General features: G+C 64.4%; 9 protein-coding genes. 1 reads left to right on the forward strand and 8 read right to left on the reverse strand.

Going from position 1 to position 13,929, the window contains the following annotated elements; all coding sequences use genetic code 11:
• Positions 1–51 precede the first annotated feature (51 nt).
• The 8 genes from VPH40_RS16380 to VPH40_RS16415 all read right to left on the reverse strand — a co-directional run bounded on the left by VPH40_RS16380 (position 52) and on the right by VPH40_RS16415 (position 13,329).
• Entirely contained in the window at positions 52–1,083 is a 1,032-nt protein-coding gene (locus tag VPH40_RS16380; RefSeq protein WP_289917799.1) for a succinylglutamate desuccinylase, read from the reverse strand.
• Positions 1,083–5,810 (reverse strand): NAD-glutamate dehydrogenase domain-containing protein, encoded by a 4,728-nt coding sequence (locus VPH40_RS16385; protein ID WP_328573958.1) that lies wholly within the window; start codon positions 5,808–5,810, stop codon positions 1,083–1,085. Before VPH40_RS16385 ends, VPH40_RS16380 begins: the two co-directional genes overlap by 1 nt.
• 153 nt (positions 5,811–5,963) lie before the next feature.
• Entirely contained in the window at positions 5,964–7,304 is a 1,341-nt protein-coding gene (gene astB, locus VPH40_RS16390; RefSeq protein ID WP_328573959.1) for an N-succinylarginine dihydrolase, read from the reverse strand.
• Between the two features lie 9 nt (positions 7,305–7,313).
• Positions 7,314–8,804: a succinylglutamate-semialdehyde dehydrogenase gene (astD, locus tag VPH40_RS16395; protein WP_328573960.1), complete on the reverse strand. Its 1,491-nt coding sequence runs from the start codon at positions 8,802–8,804 to the stop codon at positions 7,314–7,316.
• Complete coding sequence (gene astA, locus VPH40_RS16400; RefSeq protein WP_328573961.1) at positions 8,797–9,849, reverse strand: arginine N-succinyltransferase; 1,053 nt, start codon at positions 9,847–9,849, stop codon at positions 8,797–8,799. The genes astD and astA overlap by 8 nt, the downstream gene beginning before the upstream one ends.
• Before the next feature lie 13 nt (positions 9,850–9,862).
• The gene (locus VPH40_RS16405) at positions 9,863–10,894 is read right to left on the reverse strand and encodes an arginine N-succinyltransferase (RefSeq protein WP_328573962.1); all 1,032 of its coding nucleotides are present in this window, start codon (positions 10,892–10,894) and stop codon (positions 9,863–9,865) included.
• A gap of 107 nt (positions 10,895–11,001) precedes the next feature.
• Positions 11,002–12,243: an acetylornithine/succinylornithine family transaminase gene (gene astC, locus VPH40_RS16410; RefSeq protein WP_289907249.1), complete on the reverse strand. Its 1,242-nt coding sequence runs from the start codon at positions 12,241–12,243 to the stop codon at positions 11,002–11,004.
• Between the two features lie 141 nt (positions 12,244–12,384).
• The gene (locus tag VPH40_RS16415; protein WP_099666215.1) at positions 12,385–13,329 is read right to left on the reverse strand and encodes a GlxA family transcriptional regulator; all 945 of its coding nucleotides are present in this window, start codon (positions 13,327–13,329) and stop codon (positions 12,385–12,387) included.
• Positions 13,330–13,460: 131 nt separating this feature from the next.
• On the opposite strand from VPH40_RS16415, the gene VPH40_RS16420 reads away from it, so the two are divergent.
• Positions 13,461–13,895 carry a MarR family transcriptional regulator gene (locus VPH40_RS16420; protein ID WP_180278670.1) on the forward strand — a complete coding sequence of 145 codons (435 nt, stop codon included), beginning with the start codon at positions 13,461–13,463 and terminating at the stop codon, positions 13,893–13,895.
• Positions 13,896–13,929: the final 34 nt, after the last annotated feature.

Genomic DNA, 13,929 nt, shown 5'->3' on the forward strand with positions numbered 1-13,929 from the left:
CGCCAGGCGGGTTTCCCCGGCTGGCGCCTGATGCTATGCATGACTGAAAGATCAGGAAGTACGCACCACCATCAAGCCCGCGCGCAAGCCCACACGCACGTCCGGGTTCGGAAACACCACCAGCTCTTCCGCATGCTGCACCGTGTAGACATGGTCGCCATCGCTGGCGATCACGGCGTGCTGCGGCAGGGAGGTGAAATTCTGCGTGCTGCGATCAAACGCCATGCGGAATTCATCGCTGTGCTTGATGATTTCCTGCGCCACCTTGAACACGTGCGGTTGCGCCTTGACGGGCTGCGCAGGCAAGCCGCGCAGCAAGCCATCGAGCGCCCGCGACACATCGTCGAACAGGGACAAATCGTTCTGCCCCAGGGTACCCACGCGGCCCAGCTCCACCGTGCTGGCAGCCGCGCCGAAATGCTCAGCCGAGTAATAACTGTAGGTGCCGGCCGACTGCGGGTTCATGATGATGGCGCCGATGGCCGCCTGGCCCAGCCAGTCGATCAGCTGTGCCTTGGCGTCGTCGGCCACCAGGTCGGGCACGATGGCAAACGTGGGGTACACGGAAGGCCGGATGGCTGTGTGCAAGTCCAGGTGCCAGCGCACGGGGCCCGCCGCGTCAAAGAACGCTGCTGTCGCAGCGATCATTTCATCGGCGCGCGCGCTTTCCGCCGCTTGCGCCAAACTCCCCCGCACGGGACGGAACATGCGATTCAGGTCGGCGTCGATGAAACGCTTGCCGGCCCGGATCGCATCGACATTGCCCACGCAAACGAGCAGGTCGACGGCCAGCGCCGACGCATCGCGCGACAGGGCGTCGAGCAGATGCGCCAGCACTTCGATCGGCCCCGTTTCGTCGCCATGCACGCCCACCGAGACGGCCACGCTGGCGCGCCCCGCATCGGCCTGCGGCTTGACGACTTGCAGCATGCCGGGCGCCGGCAAGGCCACCGTGAAACCGGCGTTGGCGAACAGCTGCGCCACGCCGCTGAAATCGGCCTGCGCCAGCGCCTGCACGGCTGGCGGCAAGCCGCCAGCGCCCGCTACTACCTGGGTTACTACCTGCGTTACTGCTTGCGTCATTACACCGCCGCTTCCGCTGTGGGTTTCGCCGTGATTTTATTCACGGCTTCCGACAAGGTCCACACGTCCAGCATGGCTTGCTCCAGTTCCGTCGCCGCCACATAGGCCGACAGGCCCAGCGCGCCCGTCACGGCATCGACGGCCTGGCCTGCATTGCCTTGCTCGGCGCGCGCCAGCACCTGCGTCAGCAGACGCTGTTGCGTGCGGCGCAGGGCTTGCTGCGCGTAGTTGCGCAACTGCTCCTGCGACTTGCCTTGCGCGGCCAGCTTCAAGCCACGCTCCAGCGTGCCGATACCCGCCTGGCTGCGCAGGGCCAGGCCCACTTGCAGGAAGGCCGCCAGGTCCATCGCCGCAGGACGCGGCACGGACAGGGCCGGGAACAGGAAGCCGGCGACGACTTCCAGCGCATCGACCGCATCCCACGCCTGCACGAAGGCTGGTGTCAAGCCCGGCACCAGTGCGGCTTCCGACTTGATGCCGACGGCTTTCAGCAGGTCGCGCTTCGATTCCGCGCCAAACAGGCGCGTGAGTTCGGCCAGGCCGGCGCCGCGCAACTGTTCGGCAGGCACCGACAGCACGCCGGCGATCATCGTTTGCTGCAGCACGCGCGTTTGCGCGTCGACCTTGATCGACACGTCGCGTGGGATCGTCAGCGCGTCCGCATCGAGCGCGTCGAACACGGGCGCCAGGTTCAGCGCCACCCATGCCTGGCCCCAGGCCAGGATCACGGTCGATTCGTCCACGCCGTGCTCCGCCGCCAGGTTGCGGATCATCAGCGGACCGCAGCGGTTGATCACTTCATTGGCCAGCACGGTCGCCAGGATGGCGTTGGCCAGCGGGTGGTCGAGCGCCGAACGGGTTTCCACCAGCAAGGACGGGAAGTAAGGCTTCAGGACCGGCTCGGCCCAGGTTTCACCGGTCAACGGCAGGCTTGAGAGGATGCGCTTGAAGCGGTTCTTCACGTTGGCGATCACCACGGCCAGTTCCGGCGTGGTCAAGCCACGACCGTCGGCCTTGCGGCGTGCCAGTTCGGCCACCGACGGCAATTGCTCCAGTTCGCGCGACAGGGCGCCCTCTTCTTCCAGGCTGGCAATCAGGGCGGCATAGCCATCCTGTACGGCGCTTTCGCTTTGCGCCTGCAATTCGCGCACCAGCAAATGCGTCTGCTGCGTGTTGTCGCGCAAGACCAGGCGCTCGACGTCGTCCGTCATCGCATACAGCTCGCGATTGCGGTCGGCTTCCGTCAGCTTGCCCGCATTGACTTCCACGTCCAGCCAGATTTTCACGTTGACTTCATGGTCCGAGCAATCCACGCCGGCCGAATTGTCGATCGCATCGGTGAAGATGCGACCGCCCGTCAGTGCAAACTCGATACGGCCTGCCTGGGTCGCACCCAGGTTGCCGCCTTCGGCCACGACTTTCACGCGCAGCTCATTGCCGCTGACGCGGATATGGTCATTCGCGCGGTCCTTCACCTGTGCATGCGTCTCGGTGGAAGCCTTGATGTAGGTACCGATGCCGCCGTTGTAGAACAGGTCCACGGGCGCCTTCAGGATGCGGTGCATCAGTTCTTCCGGCGGCAGCGAGGTTTCGGCGATATCGAGTGCGGCGCGGATTTGCGGCGACAGTTCGATCGTGCGGGCGGAGCGCGGATACACGCCGCCGCCTGCCGAGATCAAGTCCTTGTTGTAGTCGTCCCACGAGGAACGCGGCAAGGCGAACAGGCGCGCGCGCTCATCGAACGAGACGGCGACGTCCGGTGTCGGGTCGAGGAAGATGTGACGGTGGTCGAACGCGGCCACCAGTTTCAGCTGGCGCGACAGCAGCACGCCATTGCCGAACACGTCGCCCGACATGTCGCCCACGCCGACCATGGTGATCGGGGTGGTGTTCAGGTCGTGGTCCATTTCATAGAAGTGGCGCTTCACGGCTTCGAATGCGCCCTTGGCCGTGATGCCCAGCTTCTTGTGGTCGTAGCCGTTCGAGCCGCCCGAAGCGAACGCGTCGCCGAGCCAGAAACCGCGCTGCACGGCGATGCCGTTGGCGATGTCCGAGAACGTGGCCGTGCCCTTGTCGGCGGCCACCACCAGATACGGGTCGGCTTCGTCGAAGCACACGGTATCGACCGGCGGCACGATATTGCCCAGCGAGCGGTTGTCCGTCACTTCCAGCAGGCTGGAAATGAACAGGCGGTAGACGGCTTCGCCTTCGGCCGCGATGGTTTCGCGCACGGCGTCCTTCGGCATCATCTTGCAGACAAAACCGCCCTTCGCGCCAGCCGGCACGATGACGGCATTCTTCACCATCTGCGCCTTGACCAGGCCCAGCACTTCGGTGCGGTAGTCTTCCATGCGGTCGGACCAGCGCAAGCCGCCACGGGCGACCGGGCCGCCGCGCAGGTGCACGCCTTCGAAACGGCGCGAGAAGACGAAAATCTCGCGGTAAGGACGCGGTTCCGGCACCAGCGCCAGGCTGCTGGTGTCGAACTTGAAGATGATCTTGTCGCCGGCTTGATTGTTCTGGAAGTAGCTGGTGCGCAGCGTGGCGCTGATCAAGTCGGCCAGCGCGCCGAGGATTTCCTCGGTGTCCGCATGGTTCACGGAGGGCAGGCCGGCCTTGATGATAGCGATGGCCTCCAGGGCGGCCGCATGCTGCGCGTCGGACAGCGCAGGATCGAAGCGCAGCAGGAAAGCGTCGACCAGGGCTTTGACCTGGGCCGGCTGCTTGCGCAGGCTTTCGGCAATGTAGCGCACCGAGAAGCGGCTGCCCGTCTGGCGCCAGTAGCTGGTGTAGGCGCGCACCAGTTGCACTTCGCGCGTCGACAAGCCGCCTTCGATGACGAGGCCATTCAGGCGGCCATCTTCGGCCGTGTCGTTGAACAGGGCCGCAAACAGCTCCTGCGCCACGGCGACGACGGATGGCTGCGCCAGTTTCGCCGCGCTGGCGGCATCGACCGTCAGGCTGGTGACGAAATAGCGCGTGCCGTCGGACAGCGAAACCGAATACGCCTGTTCGCGGTCGATCGCCACGCCCGCATTGTGCAGAGCCGGCAGGATGGTCGACAGCGGCGGCACCTTGTTGGCCGAGTACAAACGGATGGTGGTAACGGCACCGGTCTCGATGCGCACGGCCACGTGCGCCGGGTCGGTATTGCGCAGGATGGTGTCGAGGTCGCGGAAGGCGATGGCGGGCGCGGTGGCGGCCACGTAATCGAGCGGCAAAGTAGCGCACAGTTTACGCAGGCTGGTGCGCAGTGCCACGTCGGGCACGGCGTCGGCCACGGCCGCAAAGCCGTTATGCCAGCCATCGAGCACGCCCAGCAACGGCTGTTCGATATCCGTTTCCAGGTCCAGCGGGTAGCGCGCGGCGTGGGCGATCAGGTAGACGCGCGCCAGCGGGCCGTCGGCCACCAGGGTCTGCGTGCTCACATGCGTGGCGCCGGAACTTGCTTGCAGGGCTTTTGCGAGGCTCGATGCCACGCTGGCGCTGTAGCGCTCACGCGGCAGGTAGACCAGCACGTTCAGGTGACGCGCATACACGTCGCGGCGCGCGAAGACCTTGGTGCGCGGCTGCTTGTACAGCGAGACGACGGCGCCGCACACTTGCGCCAGCCAATCGAGGTCCGCTTCCAGCGCTTCCGTGCGCGGCAGCGATTCGAGGATTTCGCGGAACTTCTCGGCACGGAAGCCTTGCTGGCGCACGCCGGCCAGGCTCAGTACCTTGGCCACGCGGCCGCGCGCAAACGGCAGTGCCGCCAGCGGAGTGGAATTGCCGGCGCGGGTGAACAGGCCGACGAAGCAATGCTCGCCCAGGATCGCGCCTTGCGCATCCATGTCGCGCACGCCGATGAAGTCCAGCTGCTGGTCGCGATGCAAAGTGCCTGCCACGTCAGCCTTGACGATGGACAGCGCCGAGTCGCGCTTGGCCAGGGTGTCGAAGTCGCCCGGGATATTCGCCAGGCAGGTGCCGTAGACGGGGTGCGCCGTATCCTGCAGCACGCCGACGCGGCTCGGGATGTCGCGTTCGAGTTCGCGCACGCCCGGCTTGACGCGGTAGTAGGCGTAGCCGAACACTTCAAAGCCGCCGCTGCGTGCCCATTCCAGGAAGGCGGCCACTTCCGCGCCTTCTTCGCCATGCTGGGCGGCAGTCGTGGCGACGGCGGCCAGGCGCTCGCTCATGGCGGCGCTATCGCGGCGCACCACCGCGGCGTCACGCGCGACCGTCTCCAGGGCGGCGACCAGCGCGGCCAGAGCTTCCGGCGCCAGCTCTTCGTCGAGCAGCACCAGCACATACGATTCGAGCGGGTCGCCCGGCTGGCGCACCGCTTCCACGCTGCCGTCGGCGGCGCGGCGCACGGGCAGCACGGTGTTCATCACACCGCGCACGGCCAGGTGCTGGCGGCGCATGGCCATGACGATGGAGTCGACCAGATAGGGCATGTCTTCGTTCAGGATCAGCAAGGCGCTCGCCATGCCGCCACGGCCATCCGCATAGCGCAGGGTGGCGATCTGGCAGCCATTGCCGGTACGTTTGGCCGCTTGCGTGAAGCCGTCGACCAGCACGGGCGCCAGACTGTCCGGCGCGATGTCGGCCAGGTCTTCGGCGTCGAGCGAGTCGAGCCATGCCTGCACCAGTTGCACGACAGGCGCTGCCGCCTTGCCTGCCTTGCCAGCCGCGTTAATCAACTCCAGCGTTTGTGTACGCAAATCTTGTGGCGTGTGATTCATCTTGCATCTCCATTACGGTAATGTGAATGTCCAACGCTGTCGTTCGGGCTTGTGGCTGGGCGGCAGCGGTGTCAAGAGACGGGGGTCGCCCGTCCAATTCTGTCTGTGCTACGGATAGTCTGTCTCGGATTTTTTCTGTGTATTTTCTATCGCCTACAAGTCGTACAATCCTGGTAAGTTGAGGATGATCGTCAATTCTTCAAGCGCCGCATGCACTTCCAGCGCCAGTTGCGGATCGGCCAGGTCGCCCGGCTCCAGATGGTCGCGGTAGTGTTTTTCCACCCACTGCACCAGCCGATGGTACAGCGTTTCCGTCATGATCACGCCCTGGTGCATGGCGCGCGCCTCGGTTTCCGTCAGGGCCACGCGCAAACGCAGGCAGGCGGGCCCGCCGCCGTTGCGCATGCTCTGGCGCAGGTCGAAATGTATCAGTTCATCGACCGGGCCTCCGCTGGCCACCAGGCCGTCCAGGTAGCGCGACACGGCGCGGTTTTCCTGGCATTCCTGCGGTATCACCAGCGCCATCTTGCCGCCCTCTTTCGTCAATAGCTGGCTGTTGAACAGATAGCTGCTGACGGCGTCCGCGATCGGCACCTGGCCCGTGTCCACGCGCAGCGCCTGCAAATCGGCCCCCGTGGCGGCGACGGCGCGGTGCAGCTGCGACAGGCTTGCCTCTTCATCGGCAAACGCCTGCTCGTGATAGAACAGCACATTGCCATTGCCGACGGCGATGACGTCGTTATGGAACACGCCCTGGTCGATCACGTCAGGATTCTGCTGCACGTACACGGTGCGTTTGGTGTCCAGGCCATGCAGGCGCGCCACGGCTTGCGACGCTTCCAGGGTCTGGCGCGCCGGATAGCGCTTCGGCGACGGCGCCGATGGGTCGAACTCCACGCGACCATACACAAACAGTTCAACCGATGGCGCACCGTGGCTTGCGCCCAGGCGCGTGTGGTTGGCCGCGCCCTCGTCGCCAAAGGCCGGCGTCGAGGGCAGCGCCTCGTGCACGGCGAAGTGCTTGTCATCGCTGAAAATGGCGCGCAGGCTGCGCGCCGACTGCGCGTGCTCGAAGGCGCGGTGCAGCTTGTTATTCAGGTTGGCGGCCGTGAAATGCACGCGGCCGTCCTGCGTGTCGGCCGACGGGCTGACCGTGGCGGCATTCGCCGTCCACATGGGCGAGGCGGAATACGCGCAAGCCAGGATGACGGGCGACTCCTTGTAGGCGCGCGCCAGCACTTCGGCATCCGTGCCCGTGAAACCGATGGAGCGCAACAGGCGGAAGTTCGGCCGCTCCTGCGGCGGCAGCAAGGCTTGCGCAAAGCCACGCGCGGCAAGGGCGCGCATCTTGGCCAGGCCCTGCAAGGCAGCCTGCTTCGGATTCGAAGCGCTTTTCACATTGCTGAACGAGGCCACGTTGCCGAACGATAGTCCGGCATAATTATGCGATGGCCCGACCAGGCCGTCAAAGTTGTATTCGCGCGTGCTGTGCATGGGATTTCCTTAAAAATTCAGGCCGGGCGACAGCTTGGCTGGCATTTCCAGCGCGCTGTTCTCGATCGAAGCGACCGGGTAGGCGCAGTAATCGGCCGCGTAATACGCGCTCGGACGGTGGTTGCCCGACTTGCCGATGCCGCCGAACGGCGCTGTGCTGGCCGCTCCCGTCGTCGGACGGTTCCAGTTGATGATGCCGGCGCGAGCGCGCGTTTGAAAAGTTTGCCACAGGGCCGGGTCGTCGGACAAGAGCGCCGCGGCCAGGCCGAATTCGGTGGCGTTGGCCACCTTCAGGGCCGCATCGAAATCGGCCACGCGGATCACCTGCAGCAGGGGACCAAACCACTCTTCGTCAGGGATGCCGGTAGCAGCGGTAACGTCGACGATACCGGCCGTGACAAAGCCCGCCTGCGGATTGAGCTGGCGCATCTGCAGCAAGGTGGTGCCGCCCCTGAAGACCATATCCGCCTGCGCCTGCACCAGGCGCGCGGCCACGGCACTGGACACCACTGGACCCATGAAGGGCTGCGGCTGGGCGTCGGACGCGCCGATGCCCAGTTTCGCGGCCACTTCCACCAGGCGCGTGACAAACGCGGCACCGGCAGCGTTGTCCTGCACCACCAGGCGGCGCGCGCAGGTGCAGCGCTGGCCGGCGGAGACAAAGGCGGAGAAAATCGCGTGGTGCACGGCCGCGTCCACGTCCTTCACGTCCCACACGACGAGGGCGTTGTTGCCGCCCATTTCCAGCGCCAGCATCTTGCCCGGCTGGCCGCCGAACTGGCGGTGCAGGCTGATGCCCGTCTGGCAGGAACCCGTAAACAGCACGCCGTCAAGGTGCGCATTGGCACCCAGGGCCACGCCCGTATCGCGCCCGCCGTTGACGAGGTTGACGACGCCATCCGGCAAGCCGGCCTGCTGCCAAAGCTGCACGGTTTTGATGGCCGTGCGCGGCGCATATTCGCTGGGCTTGAAGACGATGGTGTTACCGGCGATCAGGGCCGGCACGATGTGCCCGTTCGGCAGGTGGCCGGGGAAATTGTACGGGCCGAACACGCCGAACACGCCATGCGGACGGTGGCGCAGCACGGCGTCGCCGTCGGCGATCTTGCTTTGCGTGATGCCCGTGCGCGCGTTGTACGACTGCACCGAGATATCGATCTTGTTGGCCATGGTGGCCACTTCCGTGCGCGATTCCCACAGCGGTTTGCCCACTTCTTCCGAGATCAGCAGCGCCAGCGCTTCGGCGTGCTCCTTCAGCAGCTCGCGGAAGCGCACGCAGATGGCGATGCGTTCTTCGACGGGCGTATCGGCCCATGCTTCAAAGGCGGCGCGGGCGGCCTGGCAAGCCTGCTCCACTTCGTTTTCCGTCGCTTCCAGGCTGGCCCAGGTCTGCTTGCCGTTCGACGGGTCGATGGTGACCAGTTCGCGGCCCGTGCCTGGCAGCCAGGCGCCGTTGATGAAGTTCGATGCTGCGGTAGACGAATTAAATACGTTAGACATGGGGATGCTTCCTCGGGTTGAGTGACAAGGTGCGCACGGTGTCGCCGTGATGGCAGCGCAGCAAATGCAGTTCATCGTCGTCCAGCGCGATCTTGCCGCTGTGCGGATTGGCGCTGGTGACGATCATGCGGAAATCTTTCAGGTCGGTGTTCGACACCAGGTAAGGCTCGGCCTGGACGGCGTCGCCGCACACTTCAGACGCAGCCTCGGCGTCGAGCACAGCCGGCATGCTGTCGCGCATGGCGCGTAACTCGGACACGCGCGCCTGCAGCACGGGACCGGCGTCGAAAATGTCGACATAGCCTTCGAAGTGCAAGCCTTCCTGCTCCAGCAGGCGGCGCGCGGGCGCCGTGCTCAGATGCACCTTGCCGATGACTTCCTGCGCCTCGTCGGGCAGGTAAGCCACGTACATGGGCTGGCGCGGCATCAGCTCGGCGATGAAGGATTTTTTACCGAGGCTCGTCAAGTCGTCGACGTGGTGGAAATCCATCTTGAAGAAGTGGCGCCCCAGGCCCTCGTAGAACGGCGAGCTGCCGTCCGGCGCCTGGTAGCCGCGCATCTCCGCGATCAGTTTTTCCGTGAACAGGTGCGGGAACTGGGCGATGAAAAGGAAGCGGCTTTTCGACAGCAGCTTGCCGTTGTTGCCGCTGCGGTAATCGGGGTGCAAAAACAGCGAGCACAGTTCCGTGCTGCCTGTCAGGTCGTTCGACAGGTACAAGGTTTCCATGCGCGTAAACACGTCGAGTTCGCGGCTGGAATGGACCAGGGTGCCGATGCGGTAGTTATAGAACGGTTCTTCCAGGCCCACGGCGCCCTTGATGGCGCACACGCCGGCCAGGCGGCCTGTATCCGTATCTTCCATGACGAACATGTAGTCGCGCTTTTCGGGCGGGATGGTTTCGGCGAACGAGGCGCAGGCGATGGCCAGGCGGTCGCCCAACATTTTCATGTCCGGCTTGAGGGTGGTCATGCCGGTGCCGACCTGGCTGGCCAAGCCGTACAGGGCGTCCAGGTCAGAAGCGTTGATGGCGCGTACTACTAGCATAATGTTCTCTCGGTTAAATGCGCACGCAAATGACGCTGTCGCCTTCGGCCACGGCCAGCGCCTCGAGCAGCTCTGGCGGCAAGCCGATGGTGTCCTGCGCTTCGAGCGCATCGCAGGTAAAGGTGACGGCGCGGAAGTTGCGCTCCGCGCCCGAAGCGACCGCGTAATGCACTTTCAGGCCCGTGCGGCTGGGCGTGACGCCTGCGACGACGCGGCGCGTGAGCGAGCCCGTAAACGAGCGCAGCGCATGCTTGTGCGCCTGCAGGATCGGGCCGCCATCGAAGATGTCGATGTAATCGTCGGCTTCAAAGCCTTCTTCCGTCAGCAGATTGAAAGCCAGTTCGCCGCTCGGGTGGATCTGGCCCATGGCCGCCTGCGCGTCGCCGGGCAGCAGCGGCACGTACACGGGGTAATGCGGCATCAGTTCGACGATCAGAGTGCGGTTGCGCGCCCCGCCAATGACTTTTTCGGCATCGAGGAAATCCATCTGGAAGAATTTGCGGCCCAGCGCATCCCAGAACGGCGACTGGCCGTCGGCATCCGTGATGCCGGCCAGCGGCACGAAGAAGCGGTCGCCGAAACGGTGCGGCGCCAGCACGGCAAACAGCAGCCGCGCGCGCGACAGCAAGGCCGCTTCCAGGCCCGCCTGCTCCATGTTGCGCACATAGAAACCGGACAGCTGCGAATACGCCGTCAACTCCGAACACAGGGTCAGCGCATGCACGCTGTGGCTGATGTTCAGATCGCGCGAGACTTGCTGGATGACGTCGTTGCGAAAGGAAAAATAGGTGCCGTTCGAGCCGGCCGAGGCGAAGATGGCGGCCGTGCCGGCGATGCTCTTGTCGAGCAGGGATTCAAGCACGAAGAGATACGATTCTTCGCTGGGGATGTCGACATGGGCGGCAAACGAGGCGATGGAGCGCTCGACGGAGGCGGCGATTTTTTCGCGCGTCTTCGGCAGGGTATGGACACCCGGCATGGTTACCGCGGCCAGCGCTTCGAGGGCTGCAATATCCGCGATTTCTACCGGACGGACAACATACATGGGTACTCCTTCAATGCTGACGATACATGGGCTGAAAACCCGGGTAGAACCAAGCCGGCCCGCAGCAAAGCGGCGGGCCGGTGATCAAACAGGGAGCGAGGCTAGCCTCAGGCTTTCAGCATGCCGTCGATGGCGACGCGCAGCAGACGGCCCGCTTCGGCGATCTGTTCGTCCGAGACGATCAGGGCCGGCGCCAGGCGCACCACGTCCATGCCGGCGATCAGCACCATCAAGCCTTGCGCTTCGGCCGCTTTCTGGATGTCTTTCGCGCGGCCCTTGAAGGCATCGCTGACTACCAGGCCCAGCAGCAAACCGCTGCCGCGCACGACGGAGAACACTTGCGGGTAATCCGTGATCAAGCCTTGCAGCATGGCGATGGTGTTGACGCTCGCTTCTTTCACGCGCGCCAGGAACGCCGGCGTGTTGATCGTTTCCAGCACGGTCAGGGCCACGGTGGCGGCCAGCGGGTTGCCGCCGTAGGTGGTGCCGTGGGTGCCGACGGCCAGGGTTTGCGCCAGTTCATTCGTGGTCAGCATGGCGCCGATCGGGTAGCCGTTGCCCAGCGCCTTGGCGGCCGTCAGGATGTCCGGCGTGACGCCGTAGCCCATGTAGGCGAACAACGCGCCAGTGCGGCCCATGCCGCTCTGGACTTCGTCGAAAATCAGCAGGGCGCCCGTCTTGTCGCACAGGGCGCGCAGCTCCTTGAGGAATTCCGGATTGCCTGGCACCACGCCGCCTTCGCCTTGTACCGGCTCGACGATCACGGCGCACACGTCATCGCCGATGGCGGCGCGCGCCGCTTCGATGTCGTTGTAGGCGATGTGGTCGATCGACGGCGGCAGCGGCTCGAAGCCTTCCGTGTACTTGGCCTGGCCGCCGACGGAGACCGTAAACAGGGTGCGGCCGTGGAAGGAGCTGAAGCACGAGATGATGCGCGACTTGTGCGCGCCAAACTTGGTGTGCGCATACTTGCGCGCCAGTTTCAGGGCCGCTTCGTTGGCTTCCGCGCCGGAGTTGCAGAAGAAGGCGCGGTCGGCGAAGGTCGCTTCCGTCAGGGCCAGCGCCAGGCGCAGGACAGGCTCGTTGGTGTAGCCGTTGCCCAAATGCCACAAATTATTGATTTGCTTGGTCAACACGTCGACCAGGGCCGGATGGCAATGACCCAGGCTGTTGACGGCGATGCCGGAGGTGAAATCGAGGTAATGCTTGCCTGACTGGTCCCACAGGTCCAGTCCGGAACCGCGCACGGGCACCATGGCAGCAGGGGCGTAGGTAGGAACGAGGACCTGGTCAAAGGTTTCCCGGGTGACTGGACGAGCCGTTACGGTCGAATCAAGCTTGGCATTCATAGCATTTCCCCATCAATATGTTAGGTACTCCGCAGCTACGACAGCTACGTGTGTACTGCATTATAAAAAGCGGGATGCTAAAACTCTTTTGAATCTGCGACAAGGATTTTCACAATTCATCACAGCTGCCTTGACGCGGCGCTAGGCCGGCGGCATCAGCTTGCGCTGCCGCTCTTCGCGGGGGGTATTGCCAAACAGGGTACCGAAAGCCGTGGAAAAGTGCGAACCGGAGGAAAAGCCGCACATCAGGCCAACTTGCACGATGGAATAATGTGTATCAAGCAATAATTGCCGCGAGCGCTGCAGGCGCAGCTCCAGGTAGTAGCGCGACGGCAGGCTGCCCAGGTATTGCTTGAACAGCCGCTCGAGCTGGCGCCGCGACAGGCCCACCAGGCTGGCGATGTCGTCGGTCGACAGCGGTTCTTCGATATTGGCCTCCATCAAGGTCACCGCTTCGGACAATTTCGGCTGCAGCACGCCGAAGCGCGCCTGCAGGGCCACGCGCTGGCGCTCTTCCTTGCCGCGCACCTTGTCCACGCACAACGCCTCCTTGACGAGCGCCTGCACGTCGGCACCAAAGATGGTCTCGATCAGGGTCAGCGAAAAGTCAATGCTGGCCGCGCCGCCGCAGCAGGTAACGTGCGGACCGTCGATATCGAACAAATGCGGCGTCAAAATGGCCCGTTCGGCCTTCGCTTCCGCATCGGCATACAAGGCCCAGGGCAAGGCGATGCGCACACCATCCATGACGCCCGCGTCGGCCAGCCACAGCACGGCAGCGCCCACGCCGCCCCAGAATGGCGCCGAGCGGCAGCGTTCGATCACGGCCCGGCACAGCTCGACGCGCAGCGGCGCCTCCGTTTCATCGGCCACCAGCAGTGCGATATGCCAGTTGCCGCCCTGCGCGGCCACCTGTTCCGGCGTGCGCACGTCCAGCTGCAGGGCTTCCGGTCCCAGCGCCCGCGCGCACAGGCGCAGCGGCTGCACCAGGCCTGCCCAGGTAATCGACTCGGCATCGCCGGCATGGACCAGCAGCAAACGCAGCGGTTTGTCGAGGCCGATACGGGAAAGATTAGCGAAGGACATCGGCGAGGCGGGCCAGGGGCAAGGGCTGAGTTGCCCACATGATACCGGACTTCCGCCCCATCGAGCCCCTCATGCAAGGGCACATCCTGGCGCGGCGGAAAAAAGCGGGGCGGAAGGATATAATCCCCCCCATGGGTGAACGATATTTAAAAAGTATCCGGCTGCTGGCCGAATGCATGCAAGGCTTCGAGCGGTTTTCTGGCGACTTCGTGCGCCAGTACGGCTTGACGCATGCGCAATTCGACATCATCGCCACGCTCGGCAACACCTGTGGCATGTCCTACAAGGAACTGGGCCAGAAAACCCTGATCACCAAGGGTACCTTGACGGGCGTGGTGGACCGGCTGGAACAAAAGGGGCTGGTGATCCGCGAACGTTGTCCACGCGACAAGCGTTCCTATTACGTGCGCCTGAGCTGCGAGGGCGAACACGTGTTCCATGACGTGTTCCCCAAACTGACAAAACAGGGGCAGCGCCTGTTCGACGGCTATACCGAAGACGATTTCATGCGGTTGGAAACCACCCTGGCGGGCTTGAAGCACGCCATCGCCAACGGCCACGGCTGACCATACACCAAGCACAGACATTCAAACAAGACAA

The sequence above is a fragment of the Janthinobacterium sp. P210005 genome (assembly GCF_036231865.1).
Classification (GTDB): Bacteria; Pseudomonadota; Gammaproteobacteria; order Burkholderiales; family Burkholderiaceae_D; genus Janthinobacterium; species Janthinobacterium kumbetense.